Annotated in this window: 13 protein-coding genes and 3 pseudogenes; 7 read left to right on the top strand and 9 right to left on the bottom strand. The window is 59.6% G+C overall.

What is annotated here, in order from left to right; genetic code table 11:
* Positions 1-34 precede the first annotated feature (34 nt).
* From J8C01_RS14160 to J8C01_RS14170, 3 genes are all read left to right on the top strand, one after another.
* Entirely contained in the window at positions 35-481 is a 447-nt protein-coding gene (locus tag J8C01_RS14160) for a tetratricopeptide repeat-containing protein (protein WP_211432855.1), read from the top strand.
* A 26-nt stretch (positions 482-507) separates the two neighbouring features.
* Complete coding sequence (locus J8C01_RS14165) at positions 508-1,212, top strand: tetratricopeptide repeat protein (RefSeq protein WP_249355505.1); 705 nt, start codon at positions 508-510, stop codon at positions 1,210-1,212.
* Between the two features lie 386 nt (positions 1,213-1,598).
* Positions 1,599-4,817, top strand: a complete 3,219-nt coding sequence (locus J8C01_RS14170) for a tetratricopeptide repeat protein (RefSeq protein WP_249355506.1) — start codon at positions 1,599-1,601, stop codon at positions 4,815-4,817.
* 304 nt (positions 4,818-5,121) lie between these two features.
* Here J8C01_RS14170 and J8C01_RS14175 read toward each other — a convergent pair whose 3' ends face one another.
* Both J8C01_RS14175 and J8C01_RS14180 read right to left on the bottom strand, forming a co-directional pair.
* Entirely contained in the window at positions 5,122-5,511 is a 390-nt protein-coding gene (locus J8C01_RS14175) for a type II toxin-antitoxin system VapC family toxin (RefSeq protein WP_014100880.1), read from the bottom strand.
* Positions 5,508-5,753, bottom strand: a complete 246-nt coding sequence (locus J8C01_RS14180; protein WP_014100879.1) for a type II toxin-antitoxin system Phd/YefM family antitoxin — start codon at positions 5,751-5,753, stop codon at positions 5,508-5,510. Before J8C01_RS14180 ends, J8C01_RS14175 begins: the two co-directional genes overlap by 4 nt.
* A 479-nt stretch (positions 5,754-6,232) precedes the next feature.
* On the opposite strand from J8C01_RS14180, the pseudogene J8C01_RS14185 reads away from it, so the two are divergent.
* Positions 6,233-7,435, top strand: a pseudogene (locus tag J8C01_RS14185) (tetratricopeptide repeat protein).
* Between the two features lie 288 nt (positions 7,436-7,723).
* Here the strand turns inward: J8C01_RS14185 and J8C01_RS14190 are convergent.
* The 3 genes and pseudogenes from J8C01_RS14190 to J8C01_RS14200 form a co-directional block, all read right to left on the bottom strand.
* Positions 7,724-8,104, bottom strand: a complete 381-nt coding sequence (locus J8C01_RS14190) for a type II toxin-antitoxin system VapC family toxin (protein ID WP_249355507.1) — start codon at positions 8,102-8,104, stop codon at positions 7,724-7,726.
* A gap of 333 nt (positions 8,105-8,437) precedes the next feature.
* Positions 8,438-9,482: pseudogene (locus J8C01_RS14195) on the bottom strand (RNA-guided endonuclease InsQ/TnpB family protein); the annotation flags it as partial.
* Positions 9,483-9,581: 99 nt separating this feature from the next.
* Positions 9,582-9,812 (bottom strand): type II toxin-antitoxin system Phd/YefM family antitoxin, encoded by a 231-nt coding sequence (locus J8C01_RS14200; protein ID WP_014100874.1) that lies wholly within the window; start codon positions 9,810-9,812, stop codon positions 9,582-9,584.
* A 408-nt stretch (positions 9,813-10,220) separates the two neighbouring features.
* On the opposite strand from J8C01_RS14200, the gene J8C01_RS14205 reads away from it, so the two are divergent.
* The 3 genes from J8C01_RS14205 to metH all read left to right on the top strand — a co-directional run bounded on the left by J8C01_RS14205 (position 10,221) and on the right by metH (position 17,009).
* Positions 10,221-12,179 (top strand): tetratricopeptide repeat protein, encoded by a 1,959-nt coding sequence (locus tag J8C01_RS14205; protein ID WP_249355508.1) that lies wholly within the window; start codon positions 10,221-10,223, stop codon positions 12,177-12,179.
* A 191-nt stretch (positions 12,180-12,370) separates the two neighbouring features.
* The gene (locus J8C01_RS14210) at positions 12,371-13,069 is read left to right on the top strand and encodes a tetratricopeptide repeat-containing protein (protein ID WP_211432858.1); all 699 of its coding nucleotides are present in this window, start codon (positions 12,371-12,373) and stop codon (positions 13,067-13,069) included.
* 235 nt (positions 13,070-13,304) lie between these two features.
* A complete protein-coding gene (metH, locus tag J8C01_RS14215) occupies positions 13,305-17,009 on the top strand; it encodes a methionine synthase (protein WP_211432859.1) in 3,705 nt (1,234 codons plus the stop codon).
* Here the strand turns inward: metH and J8C01_RS14220 are convergent.
* The 4 genes and pseudogenes from J8C01_RS14220 to J8C01_RS14235 all read right to left on the bottom strand — a co-directional run bounded on the left by J8C01_RS14220 (position 16,994) and on the right by J8C01_RS14235 (position 21,268).
* Entirely contained in the window at positions 16,994-17,995 is a 1,002-nt protein-coding gene (locus tag J8C01_RS14220; protein WP_211432860.1) for a dihydroorotate dehydrogenase, read from the bottom strand. The two genes, metH and J8C01_RS14220, sit on opposite strands and share 16 nt — an antisense overlap.
* A complete protein-coding gene (locus tag J8C01_RS14225) occupies positions 17,992-19,338 on the bottom strand; it encodes an ATP-dependent 6-phosphofructokinase (RefSeq protein ID WP_014100870.1) in 1,347 nt (448 codons plus the stop codon). Before J8C01_RS14225 ends, J8C01_RS14220 begins: the two co-directional genes overlap by 4 nt.
* 12 nt (positions 19,339-19,350) lie before the next feature.
* Positions 19,351-20,685, bottom strand: a complete 1,335-nt coding sequence (locus tag J8C01_RS14230) for an RNA-guided endonuclease InsQ/TnpB family protein (protein WP_211432861.1) — start codon at positions 20,683-20,685, stop codon at positions 19,351-19,353.
* Positions 20,676-21,268: pseudogene (locus J8C01_RS14235) on the bottom strand (IS607 family transposase). The gene J8C01_RS14230 and the pseudogene J8C01_RS14235 overlap by 10 nt, the downstream one beginning before the upstream one ends.
* Between the last annotated feature and the right edge of the window lie 57 nt (positions 21,269-21,325).

Raw genomic sequence — 21,325 nt, forward strand, 5'->3', positions numbered from 1 at the left:
GCTCAACCTGGCTGGCCTTCTGCGAGGAGCGCCTATGGTCAAATGGATACAGGTGATGGCTCTGGCTGCCGTGCTGTGCCTGACTGGCGCTATGGCTTACGCCCAAGGCGCGGGCAGTGAGTGGGAGACACTCCAACAGGAGGCAAGGAAGCTTTATCGGGCCGGTAAATATGACCAGGCCGTCATAGTTGCGAAAAAGGCGCTGGAGTTGGCCGAGAAAAGCGTCGGGCCTAACCATCCCGATGTGGCGACAAGCCTGAACAACCTGGCTGGCATCTATCGCGCCCAAGGTCAGTACGCCCAGGCCGAGCCGCTCTACAGGCGTTCCTTGGTCATCCGCGAGAAGGCTTTGGGCCCTGACCATCCTGATGTGGCGACAAGCCTCAGAAACCTGGCGCTACTCTATCGCGCGACGCAGCGGACTACCGAAGCGGAGCAGCTTGAAGAGCGGGCGGCAAAAATCAAAGCCAACGACAAGTGAGAAAAATGGTTAGGTATCTGCGAGGAGTGCCAATAATCAACCTGGTGCAGGTGATGGCTCTGGCGGCTGTGCTGTGCCTGACCGGTGTCCCGTCCCACGCCCAAGGTGCAGGCATCGAGTGGGAAACACTCATTGAGGAAGTGCGGACGCTTTATCGGGCTGGCAAATATGACCGTGCCACCGTGATTGCGAAAAAGGCGCTGGAGGTTGCCGAGAAGCGCGTCGGGCTGAACCATCCCGATGTGGCGACAAGTCTGAACAACCTGGCCAAGTCCCATCAGGCCCAAGGGCAGTACGCCCAAGCGGAGCCGCTCTTCAAGCGCGCGTTGGACATCCTGGAAAAAACCCTGGGTTCCGACCATCCCGATGTGGCAACAAGCCTGAACAACCTGGCTGATTTCTACCGGGAACAGGGTCAGTACGCCCAAGCTGAGCCGCTCTACAAACGCGCGCTGACCATCACGGAAAAGGCTACAGACCCCGATTATTCCGTTGTGGCGATGATCCTGAATAACCTGGGCAGGCTCTACGATATCCAGGGTCAGTACGCCCAGGCGGAGCCACTCTTCAGGCGCTCACTGGCTATCAGGGAGAAGGTTCTGGGTTCCAACCATCCCGACGTGGCAACGAGCCTTGAAAACCTGGCCTTACTCTGTCGCCTGACCAGGCGGATTGCTGAAGCGGAGAAACTTGAAGAGCGGGCCGCAAAGATCAGGGCCACCAAAAGGTGAGAGAAACGGCTGAATCTGTCGCAAAGGCGGTTTATGCGGCTTGTCGGGCCGGCTTTGAAAGCATCAGCCCCGACTGTTTACGGGACCGGTGTACGGGCTTACCCCGGCAAACCCGCGCCACTATCCGCAAACACCGGCTGGGTGTGTACGACCAGCAGCCAGAGGCAATTCATTACTTCAACAAACCAGAACACCATCTGCCGCGCCTGCTCGGAGCACCCCTCAAAACATCCCCCACTTCCACCTACTCGCCACTCGCTACTCACCACTCGCCATAAACCCGTTTACAACCTGAAAAAAACCATTCTAAATGTCACAACACCCTGAACAGTGAGTCAGACGACCAGCCTGCCCTCAACTTGGCTGGCTTTTTGCAAGGAGCACCTATGATCAAACGGATACAGGTGATAGCTCTGGCTGCCGTGTTGTGCCTGACCGGCACGATAGCCTACGCCCAAGACACGGGCAGCGAGTGGGAGGCACTCGACCGAGAGGCAACGGAGCTTTATCGGGCCGGTAAATATGACCAGGCCCTCGTGGCTGCGAAAAAGGCACTGGAGGTAGCTGAGAAGCGTGTCGGGCCGGACCATCCCGATGTGGCGACAAGCCTGAATATCTTGGCTGAAATCTATCAAGCTCAGGGGCAGTACGCCCAAGCGGAGCCGCTCCACAGGCGCGCGCTGGCTATCCGGGAAAAGGCCTTGGGTTCTGACCATCCCGATGTGGCGCTGAGCCTGAACAACCTGGCCATGCTCTACGCCAAACAGGGTCAGTATGCCCAAGCAGAGCCACTCCACAGGCGCGCACTGTCCATCCGGGAGAAGGCTCTCGGCCCCAACCATCCCGATGTGGCGATGAGCCTGAGCAACCTGGCAGGACTCTACGATGCCCAAGGGCAGTACGCCCAGGCCGAGCCACTTTACAAGCGCGCGCTGACTATTCGGGAAAAGGCCTTGGGCACCGACCATCCTGATGTGGCGACCAGCCTGAACAACCTGGCTGGTATCTATCAAAACCAGGGCCAGCACGCCCAGGCTGAGCCACTCTACAGGCGCGCACTGTTTATTAGGGAGAAGGTACTTGGTACCGACCATCCTGATGTGGCGACCAGCCTGAACAACCTGGCCACACTCTACTGTGACCAAGGTCTGTATGCCCAAGCGGAGCCACTCTTCAAGCGCGCGCTGGTCATCACGGAAAAGGCCTTGGGGGCAGACCATCCTGATGTGGCGCAGAGCCTGAACAATCTGGCCATGATTTATGCCAACCAGGGGCAGTACGATCAAGCAGAGCCACTCCACAAACGCGCGCTGTCCATTCAGGAGAAGGTGCTGGGCCCTGACCATCCCGATGTGGCAACGAGCCTGAGCAACCTGGCCGCGCTCTACCATGCCCAAGGTCAGTACGCCCAGGCGGAGCCGCTCCTCAAGCGCTCACTAGCCATTATGGAAAAGGCTCTGGGCCCTGACCATCCCGATGTGGCAACGAGCCTGAACAACCTGGCCGCGCTCTACTATGTTCAGGGCCAGTACACCCAGGCAGAGCCACTCTTCAAGCGCACGCTGGCTACTATGGAGAAGACTCTGGGCTCCGACCATCCCGATGTGGCAACGATCTTGAGCAACCTGGCTGGTATCTACATAGACCAAGGTCAGCATGCCCGGGCGGAGCCACTCTACAGGCGCACGCTAGCCATCAGAGAGAAAGCCCTGGGCCCCGACCATCCCGATGTGGCAACGAGCCTGAGCTGCCTGGCTCTGCTCTACGCCAAGCAAGGTCAGTACACCCAGGCAGAACCACTCTACAGGCGTGCGCTAGCCATCATGGAGAAGGCCCTGGGTCCCGACCATCCGGTTGTGGCGATGAGCCTGAACAACCTGGCTGGACTCTACCGTGCCCAAGGGCAGTACGCCCAGGCCGAGCTGCTCTACAAACGCTCATTGGTCATCAGGGAGCAGGCCCTGGGTCCTGACCATCCCGATGTGGCGGCGAGCCTGAACAACCTGGCTGCCGTCTATCGAGACCAAGGTCAGTACGCCCAAGCGGAGCCGCTCCACAGGCGCGCGCTGGCTATCTTGGAGAAGGCCCTGGGTCCCGACCATCCCGATGTGGCAGCGAGCCTGAGCAGCCTGGCTGGACTCTACCGTGCCCAAGGGAAGTACGCCCAAGCAGAGCCGATCTACAAGCGCGCGCTGGCTATTCGGGAGAAAGCCTTGGGATCCGACCATCCCGATGTGGCGGAGAGCCTGAACAACCTGGCTCTGTTCTACACCAAGCAGGGTCAGTACACCCAGGCGGAGCCGCTCCACAGGCGCGCGCTGGCTATCTTGGAGAAGGCCTTAGGACCTGACCATCCCGATGTGGCGGCGAGTCTGCACAACCTGGCTGGATTCTACCAAGCCCAAGGGCAGTACGCCCAGGCCGAGCCACTTTACAGGCGCACATTGGCCATCAGGGAGAAAACCCTGGGACCCGACCATCCCGACGTAGCGACGAACCTGAGCAACCTGGCTGAAATCTATCGAGGACAGAGTCGGTACGCCCAGGCGGAGCCGCTTTACAGGCGTGCTCTAGCCATCTGGGAAAAGGCCCTGGGACCCGACCATCCCAATGTGGCGGCAAGCCTGAACAACTTGGCTGACCTCTATCGAGAACAGGGTCAGTACGCCCAAGCGGAGCCGCTCTTCAGGCGCGCATTGTCCATCGGGGAGAAGACCCTGGGGCCTGACCATCCCAATGTGGCACTGAGCCTGAGAAACCTGGCTGGACTCTACTATGCCCAAGGTCAGCACGCCCAAGCGGAGCCGCTCTTCAAGCGCGCGTTGGCCATACAAGAGAAGACCTTGGGGACTGACCATCCCGATGTAGCGCTGAGCCTGAACAACCTGGCCCTGCTCTACGCCGACCAAGGTCAGTACACCCAAGCAGAACCTCTCTACAAGCGCACTCTGGCCATCTGGGAGAAGGCCTTGGGACCCGACCATCCTGCGGTGGCGACAGTCCTGCACAACCTGGCTGGTATCTATCAGGACCAAGGTCAGTATGCCCAAGCGGAGACGCTCTACAGGCGTGCGCTGACCGTCAAGGAGAAGTCTTTGGGCTCCGACCATCCCAATGTGGCGACGAGCCTGAACAACCTGGCCATGCTCTATGCCAAACAGGGTCAGTACGCCCAAGCGGAGTCCCTCTTCAGGCGTTCACTGACTATCAGAGAGAAGGCTCTAGGCCCTGACCATCCCGATGTGGCGGCGAGCCTGCACAACCTGGCTGGTATCTATCAAGACCAAGAGCAGTATGCCACGGCGGAGCCGCTCTTCAGGCGGGCGCTGGCCATCCGGGAGAAGGCCCTGGGTTCCGACCATCCCGCTGTTGCGCAGAGCCTGCACAATCTGGCCCGGCTCTACTATGCCCAAGGGCAGTATGCCCAAGCCGAGCCGCTCTACAGGCGTTCACTGGTTATCCGGGAGAAGGCATTGGGACCCAACCATCCTGATGTGGCGACGAGCCTCAGAAACCTGGCGCTACTCTATCGTGCGACGCAGCGGATTACCGAGGCGGAGCAGCTTGAGGAGCGGGCAGCAAAAATCAAGGCCAACGACAAGTGAGAGAAACGGTTGAATTCCATCGCAAAGGCAGTTTATGCGGTTTGCCGGGAAGCCAGCTTTGAAAGCATCACGACTGGTTACAGAACCGGTTACGGGCTTACCCCGGCAAACCTGCGCCACCATCCGCAAACACTGACTAAGTGTGGACAAGCAGCGACGGCAGGAGGCGATTCATTCAGCTTCACACGTCAGAACAACCACTCCCCACGCCTGCTCGGAGCAACTCCCAAAACATCTCCCACTCGCCACTCGCCATTCGCTACCCACCACTCGCTACTCGCCACTCGCTACTCACACCCATTCCTCAGTCCCAGATGCGGTTTACGCCGTAAGTGTCGAAAATCGTGTCGGCGCTGAGGAGCGGCATGCCCTCGATCAGCGACTGAGCAACCAACATCCGGTCAAATGGATCGCGGTGGTGGAATGGCAGCGTGGTCAGGCAGTTGAAGTGGTCATCGCGGAATGGCAACCACTCAAAGTACGTGCGCAGCATGTGCTGGCGGAAGAATCCGGCGTACGATCCGCCGATGTCGAGCTTTTTCAGGCTGACCTTGATAGCGACTTCCCACGGCGAGACAAGGCTGACGAACTTCTGGTTCGCCGGATTGCAGATTGCAGCTTTGGCCGTTGCCCCCAGTTGCGGGTCATCCCACCAGAACCACAGCACCGTATGCGTATCAAGTAACAACTTCATTCCATATATTCCGCGAAGTCTTCAAGTGGGGCGTCGAAATCGGGGGACATCCAGAACGAGCGGTCCTTGGCTGTGCCAGGAACACTTGGCCAACTCGTGCGCTCCAAGCGCTTGATGACGGCGACAGGTACACCATCAGCCGTCAGGATCAACTCCTCGCCGCCAGCCATTCCAGCCAGAAGTTCAGGCAATTTGGACTGGACGGCCGTCACCGGAAACGTGCGGGCAATCGTTTCGGTCATGTTGTTCTCCTTGTTGGTGGGCTTGTTCTGTCGTAGCCGCCAAAGCTACCTGGATTGTTATTCAGGTGTCATTTTCGCCGGCAACACGACTATCCGCAAACACCGGCTGAGTGCGGACGACCAGCGACGGCGGGAGACAATCCGTTCGGCTTCACAACAACGGCTTTGCCTGCCTCAGAGCACCCCCCAAAACATCCCCCACTTCCACCTACTCGCCACTCGCCCGTACGGGCGGGTTCGGAACCCGCCCGTACTACCACTCGCTACTCCCGAGGGTGCGAAACGCTGGATGCCGGGTGGTTCCGGGGCGGGTTCGGAACCCGCCCCTACCACTCGCTACTCGCCACTCGCCATTCGCCATTCACTATAAACCTGCACAACCCGAAAAAAAATTGCTTCTATCTAAATGTCACAAAACCTGAAACGTGATAAGGCAACCAGTCGGTGCTGAAGTGGTTGGATGCGGCGAGGAGAACATAATGATCAAACGGATACAGGTGATGGCTCTGGCTGCCGTATTGTGCCTGACCGGCGCGATGGCCTACGCCCAAGGCGCAGGTGGCGAGTGGGAGACACTCAGCCGAGAGGTAATGGAGCTTTATCGGGCCGGTAAATATGACCAGGCCCTCGTGGTTGCCAAAAAGGCGCTGGAGGTAGCTGAGAAAAGCGTCGGGCCGGAGCATCCCAATGTGGCGAAAAGTCTGAACAACCTGGCTTATCTCTATAATGCCCAAGGGCAGTACGCTCAGGCCGAGCCGCTCTTCAGGCGCGCGCTGGCTATACAGGAGAAGGCCTTGGGCCCCGACCATCCCGACGTGGCGACAAACCTGAACAACTTGGCCGTGCTCTACAAAAACCAAGGCCAGTACGCCTAGGCCGAGCCGCTCCTCATGCGTGCGCTGGCTATACAGGAGAAGGCCTTGGGCCCCGAACCATCCCGATGTGGCGCAGAGCCTGAACAACCTGGCTGATCTCTATCAAGCCCAAGGGCAGTATGCCCAGGCCGAGCCGCTCTACAGGCGCGCGCTGACCATCCGGGAGAAGGCCCTCGGCCCCGACCATTCCGATGTGGCGACAAACCTGAACAACCTGGCCCTGCTCTACGATGCCCAAGGTCAGTACGCCCAGGCCGAGCCGCTCTTCAGGCGGGCGCTGGACATCCGGGAAAAAGCCTTGGGTTCCGAGCATCCCGACGTGGCGCAGAGCCTGCACAACCTGGCGGTCTCTATCAAGCCCAAGGGCAGTACGCCCAGGCCGAGCCGCTCTACAGGCGCGCGCTGACCATCCGGGAGAAGGCCTTGGGCCCCAACCATCCCGATGTGGCGCAGAGCCTGCACAACCTGGCCGGTCTCTATCAAGCCCAAGGGCAGTACGCCCAAGCTGAGCCGCTCTACAAACGCGCGCTGACCATCACGGAAAAGGCTACAGACCCCGATTATTCCGTTGTGGCGATGATCCTGAATAACCTGGGCAGGCTCTACGATATCCAGGGTCAGTACGCCCAGGCGGAGCCACTCTTCAGGCGCTCACTGGCTATCAGGGAGAAGGTTCTGGGTCCCAACCATCCCGATGTGGCAACGAGCCTTGAAAACTTGGCCTTACTCTGTCGCCTGACCAGGCGGATTGCTGAAGCGGAGAAACTTGAAGAGCGGGCTGCAAAAATCAAGGCCAACAACAAGTGAGAGAAACGGCTGAGTTCCGTCGCAAAGGCGGTGTGTGCCGCTTGTCGGGAGGGGCAGCTTAGAAAGCATCAACCTCGACTGGTTACGGGACTGGTGTACGGACCTGCCCGGCAAACCTGCGCCACTATCCGCAAACACCGGCTGAGTGCAAACGATCTGCGCAGCCGGAGACGATTCATTCAGCTTCACGCACCAGAACACCACTTCCCCACACCTGCTTCAGAGCAACCCTCAAAACATCTCCCACTCGCTACTCACCACTCGCTACTCGCCACTCACCCCCATTCCTCAGTCCCAGATACGGGTTACACCATAGGCGTCAAATTGCGTATCGCTCCCGACAATCGGTATGCCCTCAACAAGGGACTGTGAAATCAGCAAGCGGTCGAAAGGATCACCATGATGGGGCGGCAATGCCAACTGCCGGTCAGTATGGTCCAGGGTGATTGGCAGCAGCGTCAGGTAGAGATCAGCAATGGCGATCTCCATCCATTGCCGGAACGGCTTCGATAAGGGAAGCCGCTTCTTGCCAACCTTGATGGCGATTTCCCAGACGGTTGCTACACTGATGAGGCGGTCATTGGCTGGGTCTGAAAGGGCGGCAAGTGCAACTGGCGACAACTGACTGATGTCGTCCTGGCTCCAGATCAGAGCGTGGGAGTCAAGCATTGACATACTCCCCTGCCTAAAGGCAGGGGATTCTTGTTCTTGGTTCTGCGAGCGCACTTACTTCATCAGGTTGCCCCTCTAAAGCAGCGGTGCATCTCTCCCCAAGCGTTCCCTCTTTCGAGGCAGTTCCCTTTTGCCCAAAGGTACTGTAGTGGCAAGTAGCGAATAGCGAACAGGGAGCGAGCAGCGAGTAGCGAGTAGCGAGTGAAGCGAGTAGCGAGCAGCGAGTAGCGAGTAGCGATCAACCACTCGCCACTCGCCATTCGCCACTCGCCAATTCCGCCACTCACCACTCGCCTCTGAACCACTCGCCACTCGCCACTTGCTTCCTTATTGAGGACAACTATGGGTTCTGGTGGATAGGGTTTTTACTACCATAATGCCCACAGTGACTACAGTCCTGTGTGGTGTACTGCGGCGGTACGCTGACGACTGCCTTGTCCCACACCTTGCCGTAGTAGTCCAGCCACGCAGTGAATTGAGACCAGCCAGCATCATGAATGGATTTGGCAAGATGATGATTTTTGACCAGGTTCTTCACCTGCAAGTCTTCATACGCCACGACATCGTGAGATGCCACCACGCACCGTGCCTGCTTAATTGCCCAGTCCTTACGCTGGCGTTGGACTTTCAGATGAACTTTACCTAGTCGTTTTCTTTGCTTGTGGTAGTTCTTGGATTGAGGTTTCGCCCCTTTCTTGAACTTCCGACTTAATCTGCGCTGGTGTTGCTTTAACCTTCTTTCACTACGCCTCAAAAACTTAGGATACTCTACAGGGTTGCCGTTCTGGTCGGTGTAGAAAGCCTTCAAGCCCAAGTCAATGCCAATAACATTGCCTGTGTATTCTCCCCGCTCTTTGCGCTCCACATCCAGGCAGAACTGGGCATAGTATCCATCTGCCCTGCGTATCACCCGCACCCGATTGATTTTGGATTCAAGAATCAACCGTCTTGCTTCACCATTGCAGTACAGAGCAAACGAGCCAGCATTGAAGCCATCGGTGAACGAGATAGTCATCCCATCCCCTGACAGCTTCCAGCCAGATACCTTGTATTCCACAGAACGGCAATGCTTCTTGAACTTGGGATACCCTTTCTTGACCGCCTTGTTTCTGCAGTTGGTATGGAACCGGGAAATGGAAGCCCAGGCTCGCTCTGCACTTGCCTGCCTTGCCGCTGAGTTTAACTTCCTGACAAAGTCAAACTCTTTGGCCAGGTCTTTGCAGTGGGCATAGAGAACAGCTTTGTTGACGCTCTTGTTGTCCATCCAGTACCGCACACGTATGTTTCTGACAAACTGTGCGGTACGGATGGCTTCATCCAGAGCCTGATACTGCTCTGCTGTCCCGTTGAGTAGCTTGGCTTCCATGACTCTCATACTGCTATTTTATCACAGGTTTGGCTTGATAAAACAGCGTGCGCCTTATATCCCTGCCCTAAAGTGCAGGGCTTTACGGCGTTTTTTTCGGTAACCGCATCACTGGTATTCCTCAAACTCTTCCAGCGGATCGTCAAAGTGCTCCATTGACAATACCGAACCGCGTTGCGTGCCAAGCTTCGGGACCGGGCGCGGTGGTGGTGTGCAGGTAGCAACCAGTCTGGCGACAGGCTGACCGTTTTCTGTGAGAATCACTTCCTCACCAGGGGACAGGCGGTGAATGAGGTCTGCCAGGCATGCTTGAGCTTCCTGAATACTGAGGGGGTTCATGTCGTTCTCCTTGTTGGTGGGCTTGTTCTGTCGTAGCCGCCAAAGCTACCCGGATTGTTATTCGGGTGTCATTTTCGCCGGCAACACGACTATCCGCAAACACCAGCTGAGTGCGGACGACCAGCGACGGCGGGAGACAATCCGTTCGGCTTCACAACAACGGCTTTGCCTGCCTCAGAGCACCCCCCAAAACATCCCCCACTTCCACCTACTCGCCACTCGCTACTCACCACTCGCCATTCACCACTCGCTACTCGCTATTCGCTATTCGCTATTTGCTATTTGCTGCTCACCACTCGCCATAAACCTGTTTACAATCCGAAAAAACGATTCTAAACGTCACAAACCATAACTGTGATAAGGCAACCAAGCCGGCGATAAGCGGTTGGGTGTCTGCAAGGAGCACCTATGGTCAAATGGAGACAAGTGATAGCTCTGGTTGTTGTGCTGTACCTGACTGGCGCTATGGCTTACGCCCAAGGTGCAGGCCGCGAGTGGGAGACACTCAACCAGGAAGTCATAAAGCTTTATCAGGCCGGTAAATATGACCAAGCCGTCGTGGTTGCCAAAAAGGCGCTGGAGGTGGCTGAGAAGCGCGTCGGGACAGAGCATCCCAATGTGGCGAAAAGCCTGACCAACCTGGCCTATCTCTATAATGCCCAAGGGCAGTACGCTCAGGCCGAGCCGCTCTTCAGGCGCGCGCTGGCTATACAGGAGAAGGCCTTGGGCCCCGACCATCCCGATGTGGCGACGAGCCTGAACAACCTGGCTGGTCTCTATCAAGCCCAAGGGCAGTACGCCCAGGCCGAGCCGCTCTTCAGGCGCGCGCTGGCTATCCGGGAAAAGGCCTTGGGTTCTGACCATCCCGATGTGGCGACAAGCCTGAACAACCTGGCTGGTCTCCATCAAGCCCAAGGGCAGTACGCCCAGGCCGAGCCGCTTTACAAGCGTGCGCTGGACATCCGGGAGAAGGCCCTGGGCTCATACCATCTCGATGTGGTGGCGATCCTGAACAACCTGGCTGAAATCTATAAAGCCCAAGGGCAGTATGCCCAGGCTGAGCCGCTCTACACACGCGCGATGGGCATCCAGCAAAATGTCTTGGGTCTTGACCATCCCGATATGGCCACGACCCTGAACAACCTGGCTGAAATCTATCGTGAACAGGGTCGGTACGACCTGGCTGAGCCATTCCTCAAGCACTCGCTGGGCATCCTGGAGAGGTTCCTGGGCGCCGACCATCCTGATGTAGCAACGAGCCTCAACAACCTGGCTATCATCTATAAAGCCCAAGGGCAGTACGCCCAGGCCGAGCCGCTCCTCATGCGTGCGCTGGCTATCCAGGAAAATGTCTTGGGTCCCGACCATCCCGACGTGGCGCAGAGCCTGAACAACTTGGCGGCGCTCTACCAGGCACAGGGTCAGTACGCCCAGGCCGAGCCGCTCTTCAAGCGTGCACTGACCATTCGGGAGAAGGCTTTGGGCTCCGACCATCCCGACGTGGCGACAAACCTGAACAACCTGGCCCTGCTCTACGAGGCCCAGGGTCAGTACGCCCAGGCCGAGCCGCTCTTCAAGCGTGCGCTGGCTATCCGGGAGAAGGCCTTGGGCCCCAACCATCCCGATGTGGCAACGAGCCTGAACAACCTGGCTGGTCTCTATCAAGCCCAAGGGCAGTACGCCCAGGCCGAGCCGCTCTTCAGGCGTGCGCTGGCTATCCGGGAGAAGGCCTTGGGCTCCAACCATCCCGATGTGGCGACGAGCCTGAACAACCTGGCTGGTCTCTATCAAGCCCAAGGGCAGTATGCCGAGGCCGAGCCGCTCTTCAGGCGTGCGCTGGCCATCCGGGAGAAGGCCCTGGGCCCCAACCATCCCGATGTGGCGACGAGCCTGAACAACCTGGCTGGTCTCTATCAAACCCAAGGGCAGTACGCCCAGGCCGAGCCGCTCTTCAGGCGCGCGCTGGTCATCCGGGAGAAGTCCTTGGGTCCAAACCATCCCGATGTGGCGGCGGGTCTGAACAACCTGGCAGGTCTCTATCAAGCTCAAGGGCAGTACGCACAAGCAGAGTCACTCCACAAACGCACGCTGGCTATCAGGGAGAAGGTCTTAGGACCTGACCATCCCGATGTGGCGACAAGCCTGAACAACCTGGCCATCATCTATAAAGCCCAAGGGCAGTACGCCCAAGCCGAGCCGTTCTTCAGGCGGGTGCTGTCCATCCGGGAAAAGTCCCTGGGTCCAAACCATCCCGACGTGGCGACAGCCCTCAGAAACCTGGCTCAACTCTATCGTGCGACCAAACGGATTGCCGAAGCGGAGCAGCTTGAGGAGCGGGCGGCAAAAATCAAGGCTGGCGACAAGTGAGAGAAACAGTTGAATCCTGTCGCCAAGACAGTTTGTGTGGCTTGCTAGGCGTCCAGCTTTGAAGGCGTCAACCCCGAATGGTGTCACGTCAACGGCCAAGTGAAGCAACCCGCAGGATATCCCTCACTTTCGCTCATTTTTCATTCTCCATTTTCCACCGACAAATGGTTAGGTGTCTGCGCGGAATACCAATGATCAATCTGGTGCAGGTGATGGCTCTGGCGGCTGTGCTGTGCCTGACCGGCGGGCCGGCTTATGCCCAAGGTGCGGGCATCGAGTGGGAAACACTCATCGAGGAAGTGCGGACGCTTTATCGGGCTGGCAGATATGACCGCGCTGCTACCGTGGCGAAAAAGGCGCTGGAGGTTGCCGAGAAGCGCGTCGGGCTGAACCATCCCGATGTGGCCACCAGTCTGAGCAACCTGGCCAAGTCCCATCAGGCCCAAGGGCAGTACGACCAGTCCGAGCCACTCTACAAGCGCGCGCTGGACATTGTGGAGAAAACTTTCGGCCCTGACGATCCCGCTGTGGCCAACAGCTTGGGCAACCTGGCTGACTTCTATCGGGAACAGGGGCAGTACGCCCAAGCCGAGCCGCTCATCAGGCGTGCGCTGGCTATCCGGGAAAAGGCCTTGGGTTCCGACCATCCCGCTGTGGCCCAGAGCCTGAACAACCTGGCTGTTGTCTATCTGGCCCAAGAGCAGTACGCCCAAGCCGAGCCGCTCCTCAAGCGCGCGCTGGTCATCCGGGAGAAGGCCCTGGGTCCCAACCATCCCGATGTAGCGACGGTCCTCAAAAACCTGGCTCAACTCTATCGTGCGACCAAGCGGATTGCCGAAGCGGAGCAGCTTGAAGAGCGAGCTGCAAAAATCAAGGCCAACAACAAGTGAGAGAAGCGGCTGACACCCAGCAGCGGCAGCATTGTGCGTACCAACTGAACTGCCGGGATGCTTGAGAGAGCGCGCAACCCTGAAGCCCACGCGGGCGGGACGCCCGCGCCCCCAGAGCTGCCCGCGCTCCCAAGGGACTTACGGCCAGTCGGACTAGCCGACGTGAGAGCAACCGATTAGACTTCCGCCTTCTCAGCCCCAAGTTGCTTCTCACAGACGGCTACTTCCCTATCCGATGTCTTCTCCAACCACAGCCCTGCTCGAACAAGCCCTTCGTGAACGCATTCTCGTCCTCGACGGCGCTATGGGGACGATGATCCAATCCCACAAACTCCAGGAAGCCGATTACCGCGGAGAGCGTTTTGCCAGCCATACCCACGACCTCAAAGGCAACAACGACCTCCTGTGCCTGACCCGCCCGGACATCGTCGAAGCCATCCACCGCGCTTATCTTGAAGCCGGCGCGGACATCATCGAAACCAACAGCTTCAATGCCCAGCGGATTTCGCAGGCCGATTACGGACTGGAAGACCTGTCCTACGAAATGAACCTGGCTGCGGCCCAGTGCGCCCGGCGCGCCGTCGAGGCATTTCTCAGGGAAGACAGCTCGCGCCCGCGCTTTGTCGCCGGGGCGCTGGGGCCGACCAACAAAACCGCCTCGATCTCGCCCGATGTCAACGATCCCGGCGCACGCGGCACGACCTTCGACGAGCTCGTTGCCGCCTATGCCGAGCAGGCCGAAGGACTGCTCGACGGCGGCGTGGACCTGCTCCTGCCCGAAACAACCTTCGACACGCTCAACCTCAAGGCAGCGCTCTTTGCCATCGAGGAAGTCTTTGAACGGCGTGGGCAGCGGGTGCCGGTCATGGCCTCGGTGACGGTCGCCGACGCCAGCGGGCGGACGCTTTCCGGGCAAACCGTCGAGGCGTTTCTCATTTCCGTCGAACACGCACCGCTGCTGGCGCTCGGAATGAACTGCGGCTTCGGAGCCGCCGAAATGCGTCCGCACGTCGAAGAACTGGCCGAAAAGTCGCCGTTTTACCTGATCTGCTACCCCAACGCCGGCCTGCCGAACGTCTTTGGCGGATTTGACCAGACGCCCGACATCATGGGCGAACTGCTGCGCGACTTTGCCCGCCATGGCTGGCTCAACATCGTGGGCGGCTGCTGCGGGACAACCCCTAAACACATTGCTGCCATTGCCGCAGCCGTTGCCGGCATGCCCCCGCGCATTCCTCCCAAACCGTCGCGCTACACCCGCCTGAGCGGCCTGGAAGCCCTGGTCATCCGCCCGGAGACAAACTTCGTCAACATCGGCGAACGTACCAACGTCACCGGCTCGGCCAAATTCGCCGAACTCATCCGTGCCGAACGTTACGAAGACGCCCTGACCATTGCCCGCCAGCAGGTAGCCAATGGTGCGCAGATGATTGATGTCAACATGGACGAAGCCATGCTTGACAGCGTGCGCGCCATGACGCGCTTTCTCAACCTTGTCGTCGCCGACCCGGACATCGCGCGCGTCCCGATTGTCATTGACAGCTCGAAGTTTCACGTCATCGAAGCCGGGCTGAAATGTGTTCAGGGCAAGTGCGTCGTCAACTCCATCAGCCTCAAGGAAGGCGAAGCCGTGTTCATCGAGCAGGCGCGGCGTATCCGCCGCTACGGCGCGGCCGTCGTCGTCATGGCCTTTGACGAAATCGGACAGGCCGACACGGCAGCGCGCAAGATCGAAATCTGTACCCGCGCCTACCGGATTCTCACCGAACAGGTTGACTTCCCGCCGGAAGACATCATCTTTGACCCGAACATTCTGGCCATTGCCACTGGCATTGAAGAACACGCCAACTACGCCGTGGATTTCATCGAGGCCACGCGCGTCATCAAGCAGACCCTGCCCGGCTGCAAGGTTTCCGGCGGCGTCAGCAACCTGTCGTTTTCCTTTCGTGGGAACAACGTCGTCCGGGAAGCCATGCATTCGGTCTTCCTGTACCACGCCATCCGGGCCGGCATGGACATGGGCATCGTCAATGCCGGACAGCTTGCCGTCTATGACGAAATTCCGCCGGATTTGCTCGAACTCGTCGAAGATGTGGTACTCAACCGGCGCCCGGATGCCACGGAGCGGCTGATTGCCTTCGCCGAATCGGTCAAGGGGGCCGGTAAGGCCGAGGTCAAGGACGAAGCCTGGCGGCAGACCAGCGTCGAGGAACGGCTCAAGCATGCCCTCATCAAAGGCAATGCCGATTACATCGAGACCGATGTCGAGGAAGCCCTCCAGAAGTACGGCGCACCGCTGGCGGTCATTGAAGGGCCGCTCATGGACGGCATGAACGTCGTCGGCGACCTGTTCGGAGCCGGCAAGATGTTCCTGCCGCAGGTTGTCAAATCGGCGCGCGTCATGAAAAAAGCCGTGGCCGTGCTGCTGCCCTACCTCGAAGCCGAGAAAAAGGCAGCCGCCAACGGACAGACGGCCAATGGCTCCGGCCGCAGGAAGGTGCTGCTGGCAACGGTCAAAGGCGACGTTCACGACATTGGCAAAAACATCGTCGGCGTCGTTTTGGGCTGCAACAACTACGAGGTCATTGACCTGGGCGTGATGCAGCCCTGTGATGTCATCCTGGCCAAGGCCCGCGAACACAATGTGGATGTCATCGGTCTCAGCGGGCTGATCACGCCGTCGCTGGACGAAATGGTTCACGTGGCCAAAACGATGACCGAGGCCGGCTTCACCGTGCCGTTGCTCATTGGCGGGGCGACGACCTCAAAGCTGCACACGGCCGTCAAAATTGCGCCAGCCTACAGCGGGACGACGGTTCACGTTCTCGATGCGTCGCGCGCCGTTGGCGTCGTCGGGGCGCTGACCAGCCACGAGCAGCGCCAGGATTTCATTGCCCAGAACGCGGCCGAACAGGCTGCCTTACGGGAAGAACACCAGTCCCGCCTCGACCGCAAGCACCTGCTGCCGCTGGCGGAAGCCCGTGCGCGCCGTCCACAGTTGCGGTTTGACGCCGAAACTGTCGCCGTCCCTGAACAGCTTGGCGTCATGACGTTCGACGATGTCACGCTCGACGCCCTTGTGCCCTACATTGACTGGTCGCCTTTCTTTCATACCTGGGAACTGCGGGGGCGCTATCCGAAAATCTTTGACGACCCGACCATTGGTGAACGCGCCCGCGAACTGTTCGACGACGCCCAGCGCCTGCTCGAACGCATCATCACGGAACGCCGTCTGCATCCACGCGGCGTTTTTGGGCTGTTTCCGGCCAATGCCGTCGGCGATGACATCGAGCTGTACACCGACGAAACCCGAACCGAAGTGCTCACCCGCTTCCACACCCTGCGGCAGCAGGTCGAGCGTACAGACGGGAAGCCCAACATCGCCCTGGCGGACTTCATCGCCCCGAAGGATACCGGCCGGCTGGATTACATCGGCGGCTTCGTGGTGACAGCCGGGCTGGGACTGGACGAACTCTGCGCCGCATTCGACGCTGACCACGACGACTACCATTCGATCATGGCCAAGGCGCTGGCCGACCGCCTGGCGGAAGCCTTTGCCGAACTCGCCCACAAGCGCGTCCGTGACCTCTGGGGCTACGGACGGCACGAAAACCTGACCCGCGAGGACCTCATCCGGGAACGCTACCGGGGCATCCGCCCAGCGCCGGGCTATCCGGCTTCGCCCGACCACACGGAAAAGCGCACGCTGTTTGCCCTGCTGGGCGCAGAGGAAAATGCCGGCGTCCGCCTGACGGAAAGCTGCGCCATGTGGCCGGCCAGTTCGGTCAGCGGTCTCTACTTTGCCCATCCCGACGCGCATTACTTCGCCGTCGGCCTGCTGGGACGCGATCAGATCGAGGATTACGCCGCGCGCAAAGGGTGGACGGTTGCCGAGGCCGAGCGGTGGCTGCGTCCGAACCTGGGCTACGATCCGGCCTGATGCGACGCCGGTTCCGTCACCGGGCTGACCGCATGGGGGCGGAACGCACCAACCAGCGCCGGTATGGTTGTCCCCTGCTCGCGGCAGTAGGCTTCCAGCCCTTCGATGACGTGCAGGGCGGCACACGGTTCGGTGTAGTTGATTGTGCCGAGCTGCACGGCTGTCGCCCCGGCCAGGATGAACTCCAGCGCGTCCATCCAGTTGGTGATGCCGCCCATGCCCAGCCGGGGAATGCCGACGGACTGTGAGACCTCATACACCATCCGTACGGCCAGCGGACGGATGGCCGGGCCCGACAGTCCGCCCGTCGTAAAACCCAACCGCGGCCGGTGGGTATAGACATCAATGGACAGGCCGACAAAGGTATTGACCAGCGACAGGGCATCGGCTCCGGCCTGCTCGACGGCGCGGGCCACCTCGACAACACTTGGTGCATTGGGCGACAGCTTGACGATGACCGGCCGCCGCGCACGGTTTTTGACGGCTTCCGTGACGCGGGCCGCCAGCCGGGGGTCGTTGCCAAACTGCGTCCCGCCTTCCTTGACGTTCGGGCAGGAAATGTTCAGCTCGTAGGCCGATACACCTTCGGCATCATCGAGCACGGCGACGACTTCCAGAAAATCTTCGATGGAAAAGCCAAAGACGTTGGCAATGACGTGCGTATCATAAGCGCGCAGCAGTGGCAGTTTTTCCGTGACGAAAGCCCGTACTCCGATGTTTTGCAGCCCGATGGCGTTGAGCATGCCGGCGGGTGTCTCCACGATGCGCGGCGGAGGGTTGCCTTTGAGCGGCTGCGGCGACAGGCCCTTCGTACAAAAACCGCCCAGCCGGGACAGGTCGAAAAAGGGCAGAAATTCCAGCCCGTAGCCAAACGTCCCGCTGGCCGGGATGACCGGATTTTTGAACGTCAGGCCGGCAATGGTCACAGCCAGCGGGTTGTCCAATCGGGAGGCGTTCGGCGTGTGGCTGGTGGATTCGCTGCTCATGACGCCGTTGTTTCCGGGACTGGTTCGTTGACCATGAGCACCGGCTGCCCGGTTGCCGCCAGCACCGAAAGCCACATACTGCTTTTGGGCGAGAGGTGTTTCTTTTGGCTGGTCACCAGGTGCATCGGCACGTGGACGAACAGCCCATGCCAGTATCCAATGAGCAAATCCGTCTTTCCGGCCATGGCGGCATGCACGGCGTACCGCGCAAAGCGGTCGCTCAACTGGGCGTCGTCACAGTTGGCCGGGACGCTCCGAATGAGATAGCTCGGATCGATGTATTTGACATTCGCCTCGATGCGACGCTCGCGGAAGTGGGCAATGATGCGGTCGCGCAGGTACGTCCCGATGTCGTGGTGCTTGATGTTGCCGGAGGCGTCGCGTTCAACCGGCAGATCGCCAAACAGGTGTTGCCCGGCTCCTTCGGCCACGACGATGACGGCGTGCCCACGCTGGAGGACCCGCTTTTCCAGGTGCGCCAGAAAGCCGTTGGGTGGGTCGAGATCAAAGGGCAGTTCGGGGATGAAGGCGAAGTTGACTTCCTGGCTGGCCGTCGTCGCGCCGGCCGCGATAAAACCGGCATTGCGGCCCATCAGCTTGACGATGACGATGCCATTGGGCGCGCCCTTGGCTTCGGCATGCGCCCCGGCAATGACTTCGCGCGCCTTTTCGACGGCCGTACCGTAGCCGAAGGAGCGAAAGACGTAGGGGATGTCGTTGTCAATGGTTTTGGGAATCCCGACCACGGCCAGCGGCAGGTTGCGTCGGCGGGCCGCCTGGGCCAGAGCGTCAGCGCCGCGCTGCGTTCCATCGCCGCCGACACAAAACAGCATGTCAATGCCACGGTCGGCCAGGGTGTCGAGCATGACTTCCACCGGCTGCGGCCCACGGGATGACCCCAGAAATGTGCCCCCATGCAGGTGGATGTTTTCCACCATCTCGTGCGTCAGGCGGATGAATCCGTCGCCATAGGCCGGATTGAGGCCCCGGTAGCCATAGCGGATGCCATAGACTTCCGGGACGCCGTAGTTGTACTTGAGGGACAGAAAAACCGACCGGATGACGTTGTTGATGCCCGGACACAGCCCGCCGCAGGTGACAATGGCGGCTTTGACCTTGGAGGGATCAAAAAAAAGCCGCTCCCGTGGGCCGGCCCGCTCGAAGAACAGGTCATCGGGACGCCCTTCCAGACGTTCCAGTTCGACGTGGAAGCGGACTTTGGCGGCGTCGGACATAAACTCCCCGTGGTATTCACCGGAAGCCGCGCCAAGCTGGAGCGGCGACGGAAACCGACACTCCCCCAGCGAGTGGATGATGAGGTCTTCGGGTTTGGGCAACGTCATGACTTCCTGCTATCAAGAATGTGCGCAAAAGTGCGCACGGTTCTCTTCCTGCCCCGACGCGTCCTGTTGACCACCGTCGTATCTGACAGGCGTGACTTTCCCGACTACGGCGGGGACCGTCCCCGCCGCAGCGCCGCCATTGCTGGACGGACTCGCCACGGGTAGGGCAGTTTCGGTTGCCAGCCGTTTCAGGTTCAGCGCCGCATTGAGGTCACGGTCATGGTGCGCACCACATTGAGCACACACCCATGTTCGCTCTCTCAATGTCAGCGCCTCGTTCTTCCAGCCACAGATGGAGCACAGTCGGCTACCTGGATACCAGCGATCAGCGATGGTAAGATGAGTGCCGTAGCGCCGGGCCTTGTATTCCAACGGCGAGCGCAACATCCCAAAACCCACGTCAGAGATGGCGCGGGCGAGTTTCTCGTTCTGCAGCATCCCTTTGACGTTTAAATCCTCGATCACCAACGCTTGGTTTTCGCGGCAGAGTCGAGTCGTGAGCTTGTGGGTGAAATCCGCTCGGATATTGGCCATGCGGGCATAGAGCCGTGCCAATATCGCAGCGGACTTCTGCCGGTTGTTCGATACCGGCAGGCGCGTTCCTTCAGGCAGGCGGGCATGGCGTTCAAATCCTGCTGCCTTCCTGGCGGCTTCCAGCTTGCGGCTGAGACGTCGGCTACGGATTTCCAGACGGCGCAGCGCTGCTTTGAGCGGCTTTGGCGCCTCGATGACTTCACCGCTGGAGACCGTTGCGGCAGCCTTGATGCCCAGGTCGCTGCCGTTGACCTCGTGCGACGTGCGACGCCGATAAAATTGCGCATCAGGCACCTCGACCTGTATGGCCACAAACCAACGATCCGCGGTGCGGGAGACCGTTGCGCCCAAAATCCTGCCCGCGAAGCGCAGCTCCTCGGTCATGGCGACTTCACCGATCCTGGGCAGACGGATCGTCTTGCCTTCCAGGGTGAACTTGTCGTTGGCAACATAAAAGCTGTCGCGGCAACGGCCCTTTTTCTTGAGCCGTGGCTCGTGCGCTTCTTTGCCCTCCTTGGCGAAGAACCGTTCCCATGCTTTGGCGAGATTCCTGAACGGCTGGGCGTGGGCATCCCGGTGAATGTCTTGCAACCAAGGCCGACCGTTCTCATCGAGCCACTGCGGGTCGGTGTACTTGATGGCGTTGAACTGTTTTTTGAGCGCCATGGCGTTTGGCCTGCCGCCTGCTGCGTATTGCCTGTTCCACTCATTGAGCGCCCAGTTCCAAACACGCCGCGCCGTGCCGCAGGCGCGCTTGAAGTAGTCCACTTGCTCAGGAGTCGGACAAAGAGCGATCTTGTGGGTTAGTTGCATTGTTGGGCCTTTTTGACGTCATTCGCATCCTGTTTCAGCGCTTCATCCAACTTCTTTCGATAGTTCCTCAAACCGTATAGCCGGGACGAAAAACAGCGCACGATGGTCATTAGGTCTTGCACCATTTCCTGTTCGGGAGACAGCCGTTCCTGGTTGAGGACCAGCACTTCGCAGCCATGGGTTTGGGCGTAATGTTCGAACCACTCAAAGCCGAAACGGGTGAGGCGGTCCCGGTGAGCGAGGATCAGCATCCTGACTTCCCGTCGCCCGACTCGTCCATAAGGGCCAGAAACCGCTTGCGCCTGAAGTTCAGCCCGCCGCCCACTTCCTCGATAAACCCGACCCCCGCCAATCCCTTCGCCACCACGAACGCTTCCAGCACTTTGCGCTGATTCGCCAGGTCCGGCTTCTGCGCCGCACTCGATACCCGACAGTAGGCGACAAGCTTTGTTGGCGCATGGTTGGCCTGCCGCAAACCGATGAACTCACGGATCTGCGTCTCAGTGTGGAGGCGGCGGTTGCTGTCCGTTCGGGCCACCGGAATCAGCCTTCCTTCGCGTTCCCAACGCTGCAACGTCCCCAACGCTGCAACGTCTTGACCGGGACACCAAGGAGTTTTGCCGCCTTGCCTGTGCTTATA

Origin of the sequence: Chloracidobacterium sp. D (assembly GCF_018304685.1) — a bacterium.
Lineage (GTDB): Bacteria > Acidobacteriota > Blastocatellia > Chloracidobacteriales > Chloracidobacteriaceae > Chloracidobacterium > Chloracidobacterium thermophilum.